Source organism: Streptomyces sp. NPDC088747 (genome assembly GCF_044751025.1).
Taxonomy (GTDB): Bacteria; Actinomycetota; Actinomycetes; order Streptomycetales; family Streptomycetaceae; genus Streptomyces.
Genome location: NZ_JBIVKZ010000001.1, coordinates 699,902 through 718,186, shown reverse-complemented (window position 1 = coordinate 718,186; position 18,285 = coordinate 699,902). Strand labels below are relative to the sequence as shown.

Sequence of the window (18,285 nt, the reverse complement as noted above, 5' to 3'; positions counted from 1 at the left end):
AGTAACAGACTCCAGTTACCGCAAGTAACACTTTAGTGCACTGCTGGAGGGGTCATGGCCGAGTTCACGATGGAGCTCAACGACGATCAGAAGGAGGTGCGGGACTGGATCCACGGGTTCGCCGCGGATGTGATCCGCCCCGCGGCCGCCGAATGGGACGAGCGTGAAGAGACGCCGTGGCCGGTCATCCAGGAGGCCGCGAAGGTCGGCATCTACTCCCTGGACTTCTACGCGCAGCAGTACTTCGACCCCACCGGGCTCGGCATACCGATGGCCATGGAGGAACTGTTCTGGGGCGACGCGGGCATAGCCCTGTCGATCGTCGGCACCGGCCTCGCCGCCGTGGGCGTCCTCGCCAACGGCACCGAGGAGCAGATCGGCACCTGGATCCCCCAGATGTACGGCGATGCCAACGATGTCAAGGTCGCGGCCTTCTGCTCCTCCGAACCCGACGCCGGCTCCGACGTGGCCTCCATGCGTACCCGTGCCGTCTATGACGAGGCGAAGGACGAGTGGGTCCTCAACGGCACCAAGACCTGGGCGACCAACGGCGGCATAGCCAACGTCCACGTCGTGGTCGCGGTCGTGGACTCCGAGCTCGGCTCCAAGGGGCACGCCTCCTTCATCGTCCCGGCCGGCACCCCGGGTCTGTCCCAGGGACAGAAGTTCAAGAAGCACGGCATCCGCGCCTCGCACACCGCCGAGGTCGTCCTGGAGAACGCCCGCGTGCCCGGTTCCTGCCTGCTCGGCGGCAAGGAGAAGCTGGACGAGCGTCTGGCCCGCGCCCGTGAGCGCGCCAAGTCAGGCGGCGAGCGGGTGAAGAACGCGGCGATGGCCACGTTCGAGGCGTCCCGCCCGGCGGTCGGCGCCATGGCGGTGGGCACCGCGCGGGCCGCGTACGAGGTCGCCCTCGAATACGCCACCACGCGCGAGCAGTTCGGCCGCCCGATCATCGACAACCAGGGCGTCGCCTTCCAGCTCGCCGACATGCGTACGGCGATCGACGCGTCGCGTCTGCTGGTGTGGCGCGCGTCCTGGATGGCGGTCAACGGCAAGCCGTTCACCGCCGCCGAGGGCTCCATGTCGAAGCTGTTCGCCAGCGAGACCGCGAAGAAGGTCACCGGACAGGCCATCCAGATCCTCGGCGGCAACGGCTACACCCGGGAGTACCCGGTCGAGCGCATGCACCGCGACGCCGCGATCTACACGATCTTCGAGGGCACCAGCGAGATCCAGCGCCTGGTGATCGCCCGCACCCTGTCGGGGGTGCCGATCCGCTAGCGGACCCCCTCAGCGGTGCTTCAGCGGTGTCAGCTGCTCGATGTCGTACCTCGCCCGGAGTTCCTCGATCGCCGTGCGGTCCGGTGGGCCGCCGGCGCCGAGGATCTCCAGCAGCTCCTCGAAGTACCGCTCGTGGTCCGGCGGCGGAGACGCCTGGAAGAACATCTTCGCGGGCGTCTCGGTGGGGTTGGCGAACGCGTGCGGGCATCCCGGAGGTACGACGATGACCGTACCCGGGGTCGCCCGCACCACGCGGGTGCCCGAACTCGACTCCCACCGCTGCCAGTTGTCGGGTGTACGGATCCGCGGCTCGAAGGCGAGGACGTCCAGCTCGCCTTCGAGGACGTAGAACAACTCCTCGCTGCGCGTGTGCACATGAGCGCCCACGTCGAAGCCCGGAGGAACCACCACCTCGAAGGTGGACGCCATCCGCGAGTGCGAGCCCGTGACCTTGAACGTCACGTGCTGAGCGGGTGTCTGCACGACCCGACCGTGACCCGGCGGCACGAGCAGGCCCTCGGGCGCCGTCATCCGCCGTTCACCACGTCACGGGCAGGGCCTCGGGACCACGGATCAGCGCGCCCTTCCTGAAGGGAACCTGTTCCGGCGGCACCGCGAGCCGCAGCCCCGGCACCCGGTCGAGCAGCGCGTCGACGATCAGCTCGGACTCCAGCCTGGCGAGCATCCCGCCGGGGCAGTAGTGCGGGCCGAAGCCGAACGACACGTGCGGGTTCGGGTTGCGCGAGAAGTCGATCGTGTCCGGGTCCGGGAAGACCTTCGGGTCACGGTTGGCGGCCAGGTACGACACGTACACCGCGTCGCCCTCCCGGATCCGTACGCCCTTGATGTCGACGTCCTCCAGGGCGATCCGGGAGAGGCCGACGGCGCTGCGGTGCGGGATGTAGCGGAGCAGCTCGTCGATGGCCTGCGAGCGGATCGCCGGATCGGCACGGAGCTGTTCGGCAAGCTGGGGGCGGGTCAGCAGGATGTAGAGCATCTGCCCGCTGTTGTTGGTGACCGCCTCGCCGCCGATCTGGAGGAGCACCGCGAGGCCGACGGCCTCGTCCAGAGTGATCTCGTTCCGGCCCACGGCCGCGCCGAGCAGCGAACCGACGTCCTCGCCGGTGCTGCCGGCGCGCTCGCCGACGAGTTCCGCGAAGTACGCGCCCATCTCGTTCTTGGCCTTCTCGCTGACGTCGGCGCCGTGCGAGGAGGACAGGATCAGCTGGGTCCAGGTGTGCATGAGGTGCCGGTCGGCGGCCGGGACACCCATCAGCTCGCAGATGACGGCGATGGGGAACGGGCCCAGGACCGTCTCGGTCAGGTCGGCCGGCGGACCGGTTTCGAGCATCTCGTCGACGAGTTCGTCGAGCATCCGCCGGGCGCTGTCGCGCAGCCGCTCAACCCCGCGTGCCGTGAAGGCGGCGGCCACCGAGCGGCGCAACCGCGTGTGGTCGGGCGGGTCGAGGAATCCCACCGCTCCCGGGGAGGGGATGAAGTGCGGGGCGAGCCGGGTGACCTGCCGCCCCATGACCGCCTCACGGCTGAAGCGGGCGTCGTTCGTCACCATCCGGACGTCGTCGTACCGCGTCACCAGCCACGCCCAGCCGTCACCGTTGGGCAGCTGGATGCGGGTGACCGGGCCCTCGCGCATCAGCTCGGTCAGGACCGGGTCGAAGTCCACCCCGGTCAGGTTGAGCGCCGGCCAGTGCCGGACGGGAGGCAGGGCCTCGGTGATCACCTTCTCGGTCATCCAGGTCACGTCGTCTCGTTGGTTGCGTTGGTCCAGCGGCCCAGCGACATCTCGGCGGTGATACCGGGGCCGAAGCCCGCCAGCATTCCGCGAGCGGACTCCTCCGCGCCGCCCTCGTCGAACAGCCGGCGCAGCGCGTCCAGGACGACGGCACTGGCGATGTTCCCGTACTCGGTGAGGGTGGCCCGGCTGAAGCGGAAGGCCTCCGGCGGGACCTCCAGGTACTTGGTGAGGTCGTCCAGAATCCTGGGGCCGCCCGCGTGGATGATGTAGAAGTCCAGGTCGGAGGCGTTCCAGCCGTGCTGCCGTGCGAGGTTGTGGAGCGCGGGAGCGAGCGGCTCCATGGTGCCCGGCACCCGCTTGTCCAGCAGGAAGTGGAAGCCGGTGGCACGGACGTCGTACATGATCCAGTCCTCGGTCTTCGGGACCAGGTACGAGGCGTTGCGCTCAAGCCTGAGGCCGGTGCCGCCCTTGCCGCGGACGACCGCGGCGGCGATACCGTCGCCGAACAGTCCGTTGCAGAGCAGCGAGCCGACACCGAGGTCGGTGGGCTGGTAGCAGAGCGAGCAGAACTCGCAGGCGACGATCAGCGCGTTGGCCTCGGGGTAGGCCGTGCAGAAGTCGTGCGCCCGGTTGACCGCGGCGCCGCCGGCCGCGCAGCCCAGCTGGGCTATGGGTATCTGCCGGGTGTCGCTGCTGAAGTCCATCGCGTTGATCAGCCAGGCCGTCAGCGAGGGCATCATGAACCCGGTGCATGACACGTAGATGATCACGTCGATGTCGGTGGTGAGGAGCTCGGCGTCGTCCAGCGCCCGCTGCACGACAGCGGGGACCCTGGCCTTCGCCTCGTTGCCGTAGACCCTGTTGCGGTCCTCGAAGCCCGGGTGCTTCAGAGTCTCCTCGATGGGCTGCACGATGTGCCGGGTGAGCACGCCGGTGTTCTCGATCAGCCTGAGGGCGAGCGGGAGTTGAGGGTGGTCGGCGTGACGGGAGCGTGCCAGCTCCAGCGTCTCCTCCATTGTGATCACGTACTCGGGGACCGACACCGCGGGTCTGCACAAAGTCGCCATGAGGAAGCGCCTACTTTCGCCTTCCGGGAAACCGATCGTCGCCCGGCGCAAGGGTGGTTCACCCACGATCACCCGGGGGTGCGCGGATATCTCGTCGGATTACTCCAGATCGGGGACCCGCCCCTGAGCGAGTGCCCCTGGTCAGAGGCGCCCGGAGGCCGCGGAACCGAAGGGGCGCCCGGCTAACCGGACGGCCGCCGACCTGTGGAGAACGCGACGGGCTCGCGTCCGGCTCAGGGCCGTCGGGCGCCGCCCGCCGAGCGGCGCCCCCGCGCCGGCCGTCGTCCTCGCGGCAGCCGCGGAGGGTGTGGTGCCCGTGCCGGGCACCTACGGGGCTGGAAGGGCCGACGAGACTCGGGAGGCCGGGCATGAGTCGGACCGTCGGGCCCGGCCGGTTAGCAACGGCTCATCGCCCGACTCCGCGCTCGCACGGGTCGTCAACTTGACTGTGTGGCGCGGCTGTTGGGCGATGACAGCGGAGGCCGCGTGCCGCCCCTCGGCGCTTCGACGACAGGGCTCGCGGGTGTCATGGACCCCCTCGCGCGGAGCCGCGCCGCCGCGGACCGCCGCCCTCAGGCACCGACGGGGGAGTGCGGGCAGGGCCGGGCGCCGGACAGGTCGACGAGGTCGGGGCGCTCGGCGGGGCCGTCTGTCGCACGGCCGCGAGGTGAAGGTCCGGCACGCCCGGTGGGAGGCAGGCCGACGGCCCGGCCGGCCCCGCCGGCCGGGGGCTGGTCAGTCGGACGTCGTCCCGCTGCTGTGCGCGATGCAGGCCACGTCGATGCGGTCGGCGAGCTTGGCGAGTTCGATCGTGAGGGCCGCCACCGTGTCCTCGTCGAGCCCGTCCTGGCCGGCCTCCACCAGATGCAGCCACCGGCCGCCCACCGTGCGCAGCAGTTTGCTGACGTCGGCGGCCGCCACCTGCAACGTGCCGCGGTCGTCGACGATCAGAGGCAGGGTCACTTCGCGGTTCACAGGGGGGATCGTAACCGCGGAACGCTCACGCTCCGTGCCATACGGTGGTGATGTTGCAGAACTCGCGGATTCCGTGCCCCGACAGTTCACGCCCGTAGCCGGACCGCTTCACCCCGCCGAACGGGAAGGCGGGGTTCGACGCCGTCATCCCGTTGAAGAACACGCCGCCCGCCTCCAGGTCCCGTACGAACCGGTCCACCTCGGCCTCGTCACGCGTCCACACGTTCGAACTCAGTCCGAACGGCGTGTCGTTGGCGAGGGCCACCGCCTCGTCGAGGTCGGCCACCCGGTAGAGGGTGGCCACGGGGCCGAAGGCCTCCTCCTGGTGGATGCGCATCTCGGGAGTGATGTCCGCGAGGATCGTCGGCGCGTAGTACCAGCCGGGCCCCTCCGGACGCTCCCCGCCGCACAGGACCGTCGCGCCGGCCTCGACCGCGTCGTCGACCAGTTCCTCCAGGTCGTCGCGGCCCTGCTCGGTGGAGAGCGGCCCGACGTCCGTGGTCTCCTCCAGCGGGTCGCCGACCTTCAGGGCCTTCATGCCCGCGGTGAACCGCTCGGCGAAGGCGTCGAACACGTCCGTGTGCACGATGAACCGCTTGGCGGCGATGCACGACTGCCCGTTGTTCTGCACACGGGCCGTGACCGCGGTCTCGGCGGCCCGCTCGACGTCGGCGGACGACATGACGACGAACGGGTCGCTGCCGCCGAGCTCCAGCACCGTCTTCTTGATCTCGTCCCCGGCGACGGAGGCCACCGCCCGGCCCGCCGGTTCACTCCCCGTGAGGGTGGCCGCCTTGACCCGCGGGTCGCGCAGGATGTCCTCGACGGCGCCGGAACCGACGAGCAGCGTCTGGAAGCAGCCCTCGGGGTAGCCCGCGCGACGGAAGAGGTCCTCCAGGTAGAGGGCGGTCTGCGGCACGTTCGAGGCGTGCTTGAGCAGGCCCACGTTGCCGGCCATCAGGGCGGGCGCGGCGAACCGGATGACCTGCCAGAGCGGGAAGTTCCACGGCATGACGGCCAGCACCGGGCCCAGCGGGCGGTAGCGCACCAGCACCCGGGAGGCGCCGGAGTCCTTGGCGTCGGACGCGGCGGGCTCCTCGTCGGCGAGGAGCTCCTCGGCGTGGTCGGCGTACCAGTGCATCGTCTTCGCGCACTTCGCCGCCTCCGCGCGGGCCTGCCTGACCGGCTTGCCCATCTCGACGGTCATCACCCGGCCGATCTCGTCCTGATCCGCGTCCAGGAGGTCGGCGGCCCGGTGCAGGAGCCGCGCCCGCTCGGCGAAGGACGTGGTGCGATGGGTGTTGAACGCGGCCTCGGCGGTCGCGAGCCTGCGCTCGATCTCCTCGGCGCCGAGTGCGTCGTACGTCTTGAGCGTCTCGCCGTTCGCCGGGTTCACCGTGGCGATGGGCATGCCGACCTCCTGAAGCTCGCTGTTCCTCGACCCTCCCGCGCGGCGGGGTGCGGCGCAACGCGGAGGGTTCGCTCAAGAGCCGTCGCGGTCGGCGGCTCTCATCCCGTGTGCTCCGCCAGCCGGTCCAGAAACTCCGCCTGCGCCTTCACGATCAGCTCCCGTGCCCGGTCCGGTGCCAGCCACTCCACCCGGTCCAGCTCGGGGAACTCCTGTCTGCGGCCCGACTTCGGCGGCCACTCCATCTCGAAGGTGCCCGGGACCACGGTCGCCGGGTCGAGGTCCGCCTCCACCGCCCAGGCGGTGACGATCTTGCCGTTCGTCTGCCTGACCTCGCCCAGCGGCAGTGCCTCGCCGTCGGGCGGCGCGAGACCCAGCTCCTCCTGGAACTCGCGCCGCGCGGCGTCCCAGGCCGCCTCACCGGCCTCGTACTCACCCTTGGGCACGGTCCAGGCGCCGGCCTCGCGACGCGCGAAGAAGGGCCCGCCCATATGGCCGAGCAGCACCTCGAAACCCTCGTCCGTGCGCCGGAACAACAGCAGACCCGCGCTGCGCCTGGCGGTCGTCACGGTGTCACCTCGGGATGCGCGGCGAGCAGGGTCCCGACCGTGTCGGCCTCGGCCGGGGTCTTGTCCTCGCGGTAGCGCAGGACGCGGGCGAAGCGGAGGGTGACGCCGGCCGGGTAGCGGGTGGACCTCTGGAGACCGTCGTAGGCGATCTCGACGACGAGTTCGGGCCGTACGGTCACCACGTGCCCGTCGTCCTGAACGGCCAGCTCCCTCAGGTGCTCGGTCTGCCAGGTCAGCATGGCGTCCGTCATGCCCTTGAACGTCTTGCCCAGCATGACGAAGGACCCGTCCTCGGTCCGCGCGCCCAGATGCAGGTTGGACAGCTTCCCGGTGCGCCGCCCGTGCCCCCACTCGGCGGCGAGCACCACCAGGTCCAGGGTGTGTACGGGTTTGACCTTGAGCCAGGACGCGCCGCGCCGGCCGGCGCTGTAGGGAGCGTCCAGGGCCTTGCAGACGACGCCCTCGTGGCCGCGCGCGAGGGTGTCCGCGAGGAAACCCTCCGCCGCGGCGAGATCCTCGGGGCCCGCCACGAGCGTGCGCCGCACCCGCATCGGCTCGGGCACCAGCCTCGCCAGCTCCTCGTGCCGCTCGGTGAACGGCAGGTCCAGCAGGTCCCGCCCGTCGATGGACAGCGCGTCGAAGAAGACGGGGGAGACGGGCACGGCGGCGGCGGCCGTGGCCACGTCCACGCGTGAGCCCACCCGACCGGCGGTCTCCTGGAAGGAGCGTGGCCGCCCCTCCGCGTCCAGGGCGATGACCTCGCCGTCCAGGACGAACTCCGTCGGCTTCAACTCCAGTGCGGCGGCGGTCAGTTCCGGCAGCCGGTCGGTGATGTCGTCGAGGGTGCGGGTGTAGATCCGCACCTCGTCACCGTCGCGGTGGACCTGTACCCGGATGCCGTCGAGCTTCTCCTCGACCACGCAGGCGCCGAGCTTGCCGACCGCCTCGGAGACCGACGCGGCGCTGTGCGCCAGCATCGGCAGCACCGGGCGGCCGACGGTGAGCCGGAAGCCGTCCAGCGCCGCCGGACCTTCGGCGAGCAGCGCCCGCGCCACCGTCTGCAGCGACCCGGCGAGCATCACCGCCCGTCGTACGTCCGCCGCGGGCGCGTCGGTCGCCTGGGCGAGCCCCTCGGCCGCGACCGCGTCCAGCGCGCCCTGCCGCACCTCGCCGGTGAGGAGCCCGAACAGGAAGCGCTGCTCGTCCTCGGTGGCCGCCGCCATCAACTCGCTCACCAGGCGCGCTCGTTCGGCCTGCGACCCGGCGCCGGACACACCGCCGATCTCGGTGAGCCGGGCATCCACCTCGCGGACGGTCAGCGTCGGCTCCTCGGCGGGGGAGACGGGCGTACTGAGGATCTTCCAGCCGATGCCGAGGCGCCCCTGTGGGAGGCGGCCCGCCAGATACGGGATCACGATCGGCACGTCGTCCGGCCCGGCGTCCCGGAAGAGCCCGGCGAGCAGGGCGGTCTTCCGGGACCGCGCCGAGGTGGCGGCGACCTCCTGGGACACTTGGGCGAGCCGGCTCAACAGCATGCAGCCATGGTGCTACGGAGTCGGGCGCTCTACACCTGCGCGGGTGCGCGGCCTGCGTCCGTACGGCTCTGTCCGTGTTCGCCCCGGCGGGTGTCCTACGTCCGCGTGGCCGCGTCGAGGTCCGTGAAGAGCAGGTCCGCGTTGATCGTGGCGCCCGCCCGGTATCCGCCGCCGGCAGCGTTGATCACCTGCTCCGCGAACCCCATCGCGTTGCCGGCCGCCCAGACGCCGGGCACGGTCGTCTGCCCGGTCTCGTCGACCACGGGATACGCGCCGAAGGGGGTCTCCTTCAGCTCGGCTCCCAGGCGCTCCAGCAGACCGTTGCGCGGCACCGCGCGGGGCGCGACGAAGACCACGGCACGCTCGTGGACCGTGCCGTCCACGAGCCGCACCCCCGTGAGCCGGTCGTCCTGGACGACGAGCTCCGCGACCTCGCCGGGTACGACGGCGACCCCGGCCGTGGCGAGCCGGCGCAGGTCGTCATCGGTCAGCTCGGACTCGGCGACCGTGTGCAGGAACAGCGTCACGTCCTTCGACCACTGGCTGACGATCAGCGCCTGGTGCACGCTCAGGGGGGTCGTGGCCAGCACGCCGAACGTCTGGTCGCGCACCTCCCAGCCGTGGCAGTACGGGCAGTGCACGACATCCCGGCCGAACCGCTCGGCGACGCCGGGAACCGACGGCAGCTCGTCCGCCAGACCGGTGGCGAGGACCAGCCGCCGCGCGTGCGCGGTGCGCCCCCCGGCCAGGGTCACGTCGAACTCCCCGGCACCGTCGCGGACCACGTCCACCGCGCGGTCCCGGACCAGCTCCACGCCGTAGGCCTCGATCTCCCGCCGTCCCTCGGCGAGGAACTCCACGGGTGACATGCCGTCCCGGGTCAGATAGCCCTGCATGTGCGCGGCGGGCGCGTTGCGCGGCTCGCCCGCGTCGACGACCAGGGTGGAGCGCCGGGCGCGCCCCAGGACCAGCGCGGCCGACAGCCCTGCCGCGCCGCCGCCGATGACGATCGCTTCGTACCTCTCGGTCATGGTGACCACCTCCATGGAGAAGGTCCCTCGGAGAGGGCAGGATTGACAATTGGCTTTGCCGATTCTGCAATATGAGGATGAGCGATACCGATGCGAGCGACGGTGATGTGGGTGACGGCAACGTGAGCGGTGGCGATTCGAGCGGGGCGGAGGCGGGCGGCGACTCGGCGACGGACGAGGTGCTGGCCGAGGTCGGGCCGCGGCTGCGGCGGATCCGCAAGGAGCGGGGGGCGACGCTCGCCGGCCTGTCCGAGGTGACCGGTATCTCGGTGAGTACGCTGTCGCGCCTGGAGTCGGGGCTGCGCAGGCCCAGTCTGGAGCTGCTGCTGCCCATCGCCCGCGCCCACCAGGTGGCGCTGGACGAGCTGGTCGGAGCGCCGCCCGTCGACGACCCGCGGGTACGGGCGAAGCCGATCTCCATGCACGGCCGTACGTACTGGCCGCTCACCCGGCAGCCCGGCGGGCTCCAGGCCTACAAGGTGCTCGAACCCGTGCGCCGGATGGAGCCCGAACCGCGGACCCACGAAGGTTACGAATGGCTGTACGTGCTGGCCGGGCGGCTGCGGTTGGTTCTCGGCGAGCACGACGTGGTGCTGGGCCCGGGGGAGGCCGCGGAGTTCGACACCCGGGTTCCGCACTGGTTCGGGTCTACGGGCGAGGGGCCCGCGGAGTTCCTGAGCCTGTTCGGTCCGCAGGGCGAGCGGATGCACGTCAGGGCGCGGCCCACCCGGTCGTGACACGCGTGACTGTTCCCTGATCGGCAAGCGACCGCTTAGTATGCGATGGAGCCCGGTCAGACGAAGCAGTCCCGTGGAGGCCCCGCATGCAGGCATGGCAAGTGCACCAGAACGGTGAGCCGGGTGAGGTGATGCGCCTCGACGACCTGGAGCGGCCGGTGCCCGGCGAGGGGCAGGTCCTGCTCAGGGTGCGCGCGGCGAACATCAACTTCCCGGACGCGCTGATGTGCCGCGGTCTCTACCAGGTGAAGCCGCCGCTGCCGTTCACGCCCGGTGCGGAGATCTGCGGTGAGACGCAGGACGGCAGGCGCGTGCTCGCCAACCCCGCGCTGCCGTACGGCGGTTTCGCCGAGTACGCCGTCGCGGACGCCGGAGCCCTGCTGGCCGCGCCCGACTCCCTCGACGACGCCGAGGCGGCGGCCCTGCACATCGGCTACCAGACGGGCTGGTTCGCCCTGCACCGGCGCGCGGGCATCGAGGCGGGCGAGACCCTCCTCGTGCACGCGGCGGCCGGAGGTGTCGGCAGCGCCGCCGTGCAGCTCGGCAAGGCCGCGGGCGCCACGGTCATCGGCGTCGTGGGCGGCGCCGACAAGGCCGCCGTCGCCCGCGAGCTGGGCTGTGACGTCGTCGTCGACCGGCGGACGGAGAACGTCATCGGGGCCGTGAAGGAGGCGACCGGTGGCCGGGGCGCCGACGTGATCTACGACCCGGTGGGCGGTGACGCGTACACCCAGTCGACCAAGGTCGTCGCCTTCGAGGGCCGGATCGTCGTCGTGGGCTTCGCGAGCGGGACCATCCCCAGCGCGGCCCTGAACCACGCCCTCGTGAAGAACTACTCGATCCTCGGCCTCCATTGGGGCCTCTACAACACCAAGAACCCCAAGCTGGTCCAGCACTGCCACGAGCAGCTCACCGACCTGGCCGCGCGAGGCGCGATCAAGCCTCTGGTCAGCGAGCGCGTGCCGCTCGAAGGTGCCGCGGCGGCCGTGCAGCGGGTCGCCGACGGTGTCACGACGGGCCGCGTCGTCGTGGTCCCCACGCCCGGGAACGGAGCATCGGCATGACGGACGCCACCGAACTGCGCCGCCTCACACAGGAGTTGCTGGCCGCGCACCCGCCCCGCACGACGGACCGGACGGACTTCCTGAAGGCCCGCTTCGACGCCGGACTCGCCTGGGTGCACTACCCCGAGGGGCTCGGCGGACTCGGCGCCCCGCGCACCCTCCAGGCCGTGGTGGACGCCGAGTTGGAGGCCGCGGGCGCGCCCGACAACGACCCCCGCCGCATCGGTATCGGCCTCGGCATGGCCGCCCCGACGATCCTCGGGTTCGGCACGGAGGAGCAGAAGAGGCGGTTCCTGCGCCCGCTCTGGGTGGGGGAGGAGGTCTGGTGCCAGCTCTTCAGTGAGCCCGGCGCCGGGTCCGACCTCGCCGCGCTCGGCACCCGCGCCGTACGCGACGGCGACACCTGGGTGGTCAACGGGCAGAAGGTGTGGACGTCCAGCGCCCACGTGGCCCGCTGGGCGATCCTCATCGCCCGCACCGACCCGGACGCGCCCAAGCACCGCGGCATCACGTACTTCGTCTGTGACATGACCGACCCCGGCGTCGAGGTGCGGCCCCTGCGCCAGATCACCGGCGAGGCCGAGTTCAACGAGGTCTTCCTCACCGACGTGCGCATCCCCGACGCGCACCGCCTCGGCGAGATCGGCGACGGCTGGCGGGTCGCGCAGACCACGCTGATGAACGAGCGGGTCTCCATCGGCGGCATGCGCATCCCGCGCGAGGGCGGCATGATCGGCCCGGTCTCCAGGACCTGGCGCGAGCGCCCCGAACTGCGCACCCACGACCTCCACCAGCGGCTGCTGAAGCTGTGGGTCGAGGCCGAGGTCGCCCGGCTCACCGGCGAGCGGGTGCGCCAGCAGCTCGTCGCGGGCCAGCCGGGCCCCGAGGGTTCCGGACTGAAGCTCGCCTTCGCCCGCCTCAACCAGGAGATCAGCGGCCTGGAGGTCGAACTCCTCGGTGAGGAGGGCCTGTTGTACGACGACTGGACGATGCGCAGGCCGGAGCTGGTCGACTTCACGGGCCGTGACGCCGGATACCGCTACCTCCGTTCCAAGGGCAACAGCATCGAGGGCGGAACCAGCGAGGTCCTGCTGAACATCGTGGCCGAACGCGTACTCGGCCTGCCCTCCGAACCGCGCACCGACAAGGACGTCGCATGGAAGGATCTGGCGCGATGAGCGACCTGCTGTACTCGGAGGAGGAAGAGGCGCTGCGGTCCGCCCTCCGCGACCTGCTCGCCGACCACTGCGACGCGGCGGGCGTCATCGTGCGCACCGAGTCGGACGCGCCGCACGACCGCGAACTGTGGAAGGCGCTCTCCGAGGGCATGGGCCTCGCCGGTCTCCTGGTACCCGAGTCGCAGGGCGGCCAGGGTGCCACACACCGCGAAGTCGCCGTGGTCCTGGAGGAGTTGGGCCGAGCGGTCGCCCCGGTGCCCTATCTGACGAGCGCCGTCGTCGCCACGGAGGCACTGCTCGCCTGCGAGGGCGAGGAGGCCGCGAAGCTGCTGAGCGCACTGGCGTCCGGACGGACGGTGGGCGCGCTCACCGTCGCCCTGTCCGTGGCACCGGGCGGCGCCTACAAGTCCGTACGGTACGAAGACGGCGCCCTGCACGGAGAGTTGACCGGTGTCGCCGACGCGTCGGCGGCGGATGTCCTGCTGGTTCCGGCGACGGACGGGGAGCTGTACGCGGTGGACGCCGACGCGGTCACCGTCACGCCCCAGGTCTCCCTGGATCTCACCAGGCCGGTCGCCACGGTCGTCTTCGACGGGGCGCCGGCCCGCCGACTGGGCGCCGCAGGGCCGGCCGTACGACGGGGCCTGCGGGCCGGCGCCGGCCTCCTCGCCTCCGAGCAACTCGGGCTGGCCGACTGGTGCTTGACCGAGACGGTCCGCTACCTCAAGGACCGCAAGCAGTTCAACCGGCCCGTCGGCGGCTTCCAGGCGCTCAAGCACCGGCTCGCCCAGCTGTGGCTGGAAGTCGTGCACACCCGCGCCGCCGCCCGAAACGCCGCCGACGCGCTGGCAACCGGCAGCGAGGACGCCGACGTGGCGGTCGCCCTCGCGGCCTCGTACGCCGCGCCGGTCGCCGTCCACGCCGCCGAGGAGACCGTCCAACTGCACGGCGGTATCGGTATGACCTGGGAGCACCCCGCCCACCTGTACCTCAAACGCGCCAAGGCGGACTCCCTCGCCTACGGCACGGCGGGAGCCCACCGCGAGGCGCTGGCCGAACTGGTGAACCTCCAGGCCCCCTGACCCGAGCGTCGACTCCGAGCAGGCCCGCCCCCGGGAAGTCACTTCCCGGGGGCGGGCCTTCGCGCTGTCCTGCCCCGACACGCCCGTGCCCGTCGTGCGTCGCCCACCTGAACGCAGGGCCGACGAGGTGAACGAACGGCGGCAGTCCAGCCAACTCCCTTAACGGGACCGCCTCTTGGGTGCCGGAGGATCGCATACTCTCCCCAGTCCGACTTCGCTCGACCAGGGGACCTCGTGGTCCTTACGCCACTTCCAGGGAGGCAGACATGGCCCTCACCACCCGCCGCAGAGCCCTCACCACCCTTGGCGCCGCCCTCGCGGGCACCGTCGCGCTGCCCGCCACCTCCGCGTTCGCGGGCGACCGGAAACACCGTCCGCGCCCACTGTGGCGCGCACACGCGCACAACGACTACGACCACCCGCGCCCCCTCCTCGACGCCCTCGACCACCGCTTCGGCAGCGTCGAGGTCGACATCTACCTCGTCGGGGACCAACTCCTCGTCGCCCACGACCCCGTGGATTTCGACCCGTCCCGCACCATCGAGTCCCTCTACCTCGATCCCCTCGCCGCCCGTGTGAAGGCCAACCACGGCTCGGTGTACCGGGGTCACCACACGCCTCTGCAACTGCTGATCGACATCAAGACCGAGGGCTCCTCGACGTACCTCGAACTCGACCGCCACCTGCGCCGCTACAAGCACCTCTTCACCACCTACGCGCACGGCCGCGTGCGCCCCGGCGCGGTCACGGCCGTGATCTCCGGTGACCGTGCCGCCCGCGTCCCCATGGAGGCCCAGAGCGTGCGGCGCGCCTTCTATGACGGCCGGCTCGCCGACCTCGGCAGCGCGGCGCCCGCCTCCTTCGTGCCGCTGATCAGCGACAACTGGACGCTCAACTTCACCTGGCTGGGCAACGGCCCCTTCCCGGCCGCCGAGCGCGAGAAGCTGCGCGCGATCATCGCCGCCGCGCACTCCCGTCGGCAGAAGGTGCGGTTCTGGGCGACGCCCGATCTGGCGGGCCCGGCCCGTGACGCCCTGTGGAGCGAACTCCTCGCCGCCGACGTCGACTACTTCAACACCGACGACCTCGCGGGTCTCCAGGCGTTCCTCGACGCCCACTAGCCGACGGCGGCACCCGCACGAACGTCCGCTGAGCCGATCGCGGACACCACACGTTCGGAGTACACGTCAGCCGCACGGACGAACCCTCCGCTACGCGACACTTGCGCCCGAAAGCCGCGGTGTCGACGTGGCGGAGGAGGTTGACGATGGCCATTTCCATCTCTGTGGTGGTACTGCTCCTGATCCTCGCGGTGGTCTTCGTGCGCAACGGCGCGCTGAAGCTCTCGCACGCCGTGGTCTGTGTGCTGCTCGGGTTCTATCTGGCGAGCTCGAACGTGGCGCCCACCATTCACGAGGGGGTTACGGCGACGGCGAACGTCGTGAGCAGCCTCAAGCCCTGAGGGCGCCCAACGCGCCCTCACCGCCGGTGGGTCACGGGGCCGAGAAGACTCCGATGCCGTTCGGTACCGGGCGTTCGGCGCCGCCGCTGGGGTGGTTCACGACACCGACGGCGCTGGTCCCGGGCCGCTCGGCGACCATGGTGGTGGAGCCGCCGCCGTCCAGGCTGAAGGCGTCCTCGGAGCCCAACTGCTGCATCGTGGAGGCGACTTCGGCGATGGTGAGGCCGGTTCGGTACTGGGGGGCGCCGTCCAGGGCGAGGAGCAGCAGACGCCGCCCGCCGTCCGCGACGCCCACGGCGGTCCGTACGGCCGAGGTCCTGTTGTCGAGACCCGGCAGCGGCAGGCCGTCGTCGAGCACCGGATAACCGCCGACCGCGAAACGGTAGGGAACCCCGGAGGACCTCGCCACCAGACGGTGCCCCACCCGGACCGGCAGTCTCTCCGACAGCTTCCGCAACTGCTGGGCGCCCGCCTCGCGGCCCACCAGGACGGTCGTGCCGGCGGCGATCGGCCCGCTGCCGGGGGTGTCGGACCTCGACACGACCCGCCCCTTGCTGACCGCCACCTCGTAGGTGTCCGTGCTGCAGGGCGCGGCCCGGTCGGTGTCCGTACCGCAGGTGGCGCGGAGCCGGGAGACGCTGCCCCAGTCCGAGGTGAACGCGCCGATCGAACCCACCGGCAGCGCGTACTGGTTGAGCCCGCCGAGCGGCCACTTCCCCTCGTGGCTGCGGACGTAGCCGTCCAGCGCCAGGCCGTCCAGCCGGGCCCTGCGGTCGACGCCCACGCCCAGTACGTCCTGGGTGCTCGTCCCCGGCGGCAGCGCCGGTCCGAATCGCTGGCCGTCGGGTACCGCGGCCTTCAAGGTGTGCCCGCTCGCGATCGCCGGCCCCACACTGGCGCCGGTCGCCGCGACCCCGGGGTGCTGCTCCTCCGTGATGTTGAAGAAGTCGCCGTTCACGCCCGCGACGGCGCCCCGGGCGCCGGCCAACTGTGAGACGGGGGCCCGGGACGCGACGGCTCCGGGGTGGAGGAGGTCGACCCGCACCTTGGGGTCGCGCAGGTCGACGGTCAGCACATGCGCGTGCGCCGTACCGCTCGCGGCCGGGATGTCCAGCTCCGTGTACCGGACGCCGGCCGCGATCCGGACGCCCGCGGGCGCACCGCTCGCCGGTGCCGCCCCCACCAGGGCGGTCCCGGCCAGCGCGCCGCATGCCGCGGCCACCGTCAGTACAGCTCTGAAACGTCCGTTACGACGTGTCACCGTGCCCCCTGATGTCTCGTCAACTGTCGGAGAACCTCAGGGGAGTTCATCAGACAGCAGGTGGCCGGGGCAGTGGATGTCCGCCGACCACTCGGGAACGGATCAGAAAACGCACTCCTTCGGGTGCTTCCCCGAGCGGGAGCCGACGCCCGCGCAACGCGCCCTTCGGGCAACCGCTTACAGAGTGACGTAGGTCACTCTCGGCTCTTGTTGGTGCGTGGCCCCGCCTGTGTCACGCTTTGCCCAAGTCACTCCTGCCCGAAAATGCAGCAAGGCAGTAGAGAACTTCCGTCGAAGCTTGAGTCGACTCCGAGCCCCGGCCGACCAGGAGTCAGGGCTCGTCCCCCGATCCGGCCGGCGCATCCCACCGCCGTCGCCACGCGGCACTCCGAACTCCGCGGCGACAAAAGCCTGCTGACAGCCCTGTACATGCCGCGCGGCCATGATCGTCTCCGGCGGACGTACACGGTTCCGGCGCGTCCGGACGTGTCCGGCGCGGCCGTCCCAACTCGTCGGAACGCCAGGGTCGCCATCCGCGGACAGCGCTTGCCCACGACCCGTCCTCAGCCCGTATTCGAGCCGGACCACACCGGTCCCGGCCCCGATGCGGGCTTTTCGCGCGTCATCCCGACTCCTCTCACCGAGAAGCGCTTCGACGCGCGCGGAACACAGCACCAGCCAGGCCCGGAGAGTCGTGGACGCCTCGCGTCGCGCGATCCGGGCCCCTTCGAGGTCCCCCGAAGTACAGGAGGAACAGCATGACGAGCGAACAGCCGGCTCCGGACGGCGTACTACGGTTGATCAACGGTTACTGGGCCACCGGTGTCGTCGGCGCCGCGGCCAGTCACTCACTCTTCACCCATCTGGAGAACGGGGTGGGGACCGCCGCTGAGCTGGCCGAGCGCGCCGGGATCGCGGAGCGGGGCGCGCAGACACTTCTGGACGGCCTCCTCAGCGTGGGACTGGTCGCGCTGCACGAAGGCCGATACCGCAACACCCCCGAGGCGTCCCTCTACCTGGTCGACGACAGACCCGCCTCCCTCGGCCGCTTCGCCATCCTGAAGCTGAAGCACATGGCCGGCCTGTCCGCCCTGCCGGACGTGGTCCGGGCCGGGGGACCGGTGCGCGACGCGGCGAGCGAACTGGCCGACAACCCGCACTGGGAGGAGATCGTTCCGGCCATCGCCGCGCAGTCCGTCTCCGCCGCCGAGACGGCCGCCGAGGTGCTCGGACTGGCCGAGGCCGGTGCCGTGTCCATCCTCGACGTGGGCGGTGGTTCGGGTGTCTACTCCGGCATCTGGCTGGCGGCCAACCCGCAGGCCCGCGCGACCCAGCTCGACTGGGAGCCCATCAACGTGATCGCCCGCCGCCTGCTGGCGGAGCGCGGGGTGGCCGACCGGTTCACCACCATCGCCGGGGACTTCCACACCACCGACTTCGGCAAGGCGAAGTACGACATCGCCTTGTACTCCCACATCGCCCACCAGGAGTCGCCGGAGGAGAACGTCGCGGTCTTCGCCCGCTTCCGCGAGGCACTCAAGCCCGGCGGCGCCCTCGTGGTCTGCGACTACGTCGTCGACGACGACCGCGGTGGTCCCCCTCTCCCGCTCCTCTTCGCCGCGGAGATGCTGCTCAAGAGCAAGCAGGGGGGCACCTGGCGGCGGTCCGACTACCACGACTGGCTCGTCAAGGGCGGCTTCACGACCGTCTCGTTCCACGCCGCGCCGCCCGCCACCGTCATGATCGCCCGGTGAGCGGGCGATCATCGGCCGCGTAGCGGACAGCGGGACGAACGACGGGGTGAACGAACCTGCCCCGTACGGCACTTCGCCGAGTACGAGGATCCGCGCAACGCTCCGGCGAGCCTGAGGACACGGCC

17 protein-coding genes are annotated in these 18,285 nt (G+C 71.3%); 8 read left to right on the top strand and 9 right to left on the bottom strand.

The window, feature by feature from the left end; translation table 11 throughout:
- Positions 1–54: 54 nt before the first annotated feature.
- On the top strand, positions 55–1,281 hold the full coding sequence (locus tag ACIP79_RS03570; protein ID WP_401218736.1) for an acyl-CoA dehydrogenase family protein: 1,227 nt from the start codon (positions 55–57) through the stop codon (positions 1,279–1,281).
- Between the two features lie 9 nt (positions 1,282–1,290).
- Here ACIP79_RS03570 and ACIP79_RS03565 read toward each other — a convergent pair whose 3' ends face one another.
- From ACIP79_RS03565 to ACIP79_RS03530, 8 genes are all read right to left on the bottom strand, one after another.
- Complete coding sequence (locus ACIP79_RS03565) at positions 1,291–1,812, bottom strand: cupin domain-containing protein (RefSeq protein ID WP_401218733.1); 522 nt, start codon at positions 1,810–1,812, stop codon at positions 1,291–1,293.
- Positions 1,813–1,819: 7 nt separating this feature from the next.
- A complete protein-coding gene (locus ACIP79_RS03560; RefSeq protein WP_401219234.1) occupies positions 1,820–3,034 on the bottom strand; it encodes a cytochrome P450 in 1,215 nt (404 codons plus the stop codon).
- 5 nt (positions 3,035–3,039) lie between these two features.
- Entirely contained in the window at positions 3,040–4,104 is a 1,065-nt protein-coding gene (locus ACIP79_RS03555) for a type III polyketide synthase (protein ID WP_401218731.1), read from the bottom strand.
- A gap of 735 nt (positions 4,105–4,839) precedes the next feature.
- Complete coding sequence (locus ACIP79_RS03550; protein WP_266468554.1) at positions 4,840–5,079, bottom strand: DUF6213 family protein; 240 nt, start codon at positions 5,077–5,079, stop codon at positions 4,840–4,842.
- Positions 5,080–5,104: 25 nt separating this feature from the next.
- The gene (locus ACIP79_RS03545) at positions 5,105–6,490 is read right to left on the bottom strand and encodes an NADP-dependent succinic semialdehyde dehydrogenase (RefSeq protein WP_401218727.1); all 1,386 of its coding nucleotides are present in this window, start codon (positions 6,488–6,490) and stop codon (positions 5,105–5,107) included.
- 98 nt (positions 6,491–6,588) lie between these two features.
- The gene (locus tag ACIP79_RS03540) at positions 6,589–7,056 is read right to left on the bottom strand and encodes an NUDIX domain-containing protein (protein WP_401218724.1); all 468 of its coding nucleotides are present in this window, start codon (positions 7,054–7,056) and stop codon (positions 6,589–6,591) included.
- On the bottom strand, positions 7,053–8,591 hold the full coding sequence (locus ACIP79_RS03535; protein ID WP_401218721.1) for an ATP-dependent DNA ligase: 1,539 nt from the start codon (positions 8,589–8,591) through the stop codon (positions 7,053–7,055). Before ACIP79_RS03535 ends, ACIP79_RS03540 begins: the two co-directional genes overlap by 4 nt.
- 95 nt (positions 8,592–8,686) lie before the next feature.
- On the bottom strand, positions 8,687–9,622 hold the full coding sequence (locus ACIP79_RS03530) for an NAD(P)/FAD-dependent oxidoreductase (protein WP_401218719.1): 936 nt from the start codon (positions 9,620–9,622) through the stop codon (positions 8,687–8,689).
- Between the two features lie 77 nt (positions 9,623–9,699).
- Here ACIP79_RS03530 and ACIP79_RS03525 point away from each other — a divergent pair, with 77 nt between their 5' ends.
- From ACIP79_RS03525 to ACIP79_RS03500, 6 genes are all read left to right on the top strand, one after another.
- Complete coding sequence (locus ACIP79_RS03525) at positions 9,700–10,359, top strand: helix-turn-helix domain-containing protein (RefSeq protein WP_401218716.1); 660 nt, start codon at positions 9,700–9,702, stop codon at positions 10,357–10,359.
- 86 nt (positions 10,360–10,445) lie between these two features.
- Positions 10,446–11,423 (top strand): NADPH:quinone oxidoreductase family protein, encoded by a 978-nt coding sequence (locus ACIP79_RS03520; RefSeq protein ID WP_401218713.1) that lies wholly within the window; start codon positions 10,446–10,448, stop codon positions 11,421–11,423.
- On the top strand, positions 11,420–12,601 hold the full coding sequence (locus ACIP79_RS03515; RefSeq protein ID WP_401218711.1) for an acyl-CoA dehydrogenase family protein: 1,182 nt from the start codon (positions 11,420–11,422) through the stop codon (positions 12,599–12,601). The genes ACIP79_RS03520 and ACIP79_RS03515 overlap by 4 nt, the downstream gene beginning before the upstream one ends.
- On the top strand, positions 12,598–13,683 hold the full coding sequence (locus ACIP79_RS03510) for an acyl-CoA dehydrogenase family protein (RefSeq protein WP_401218709.1): 1,086 nt from the start codon (positions 12,598–12,600) through the stop codon (positions 13,681–13,683). The genes ACIP79_RS03515 and ACIP79_RS03510 overlap by 4 nt, the downstream gene beginning before the upstream one ends.
- 266 nt (positions 13,684–13,949) lie before the next feature.
- A complete protein-coding gene (locus ACIP79_RS03505; protein WP_401218706.1) occupies positions 13,950–14,804 on the top strand; it encodes a phosphatidylinositol-specific phospholipase C/glycerophosphodiester phosphodiesterase family protein in 855 nt (284 codons plus the stop codon).
- Positions 14,805–14,950: 146 nt separating this feature from the next.
- Entirely contained in the window at positions 14,951–15,145 is a 195-nt protein-coding gene (locus ACIP79_RS03500) for a hypothetical protein (protein WP_383686961.1), read from the top strand.
- Positions 15,146–15,176: 31 nt separating this feature from the next.
- On the opposite strand, the gene ACIP79_RS03495 is transcribed toward ACIP79_RS03500, so the two are convergent.
- Positions 15,177–16,406, bottom strand: coding sequence for a phosphodiester glycosidase family protein (locus tag ACIP79_RS03495; RefSeq protein ID WP_401218702.1), 1,230 nt, complete (start codon positions 16,404–16,406; stop codon positions 15,177–15,179).
- A 758-nt stretch (positions 16,407–17,164) separates the two neighbouring features.
- On the opposite strand from ACIP79_RS03495, the gene ACIP79_RS03490 reads away from it, so the two are divergent.
- On the top strand, positions 17,165–18,160 hold the full coding sequence (locus tag ACIP79_RS03490; protein ID WP_401218699.1) for a class I SAM-dependent methyltransferase: 996 nt from the start codon (positions 17,165–17,167) through the stop codon (positions 18,158–18,160).
- The last annotated feature ends 125 nt before the right edge of the window (positions 18,161–18,285 follow it).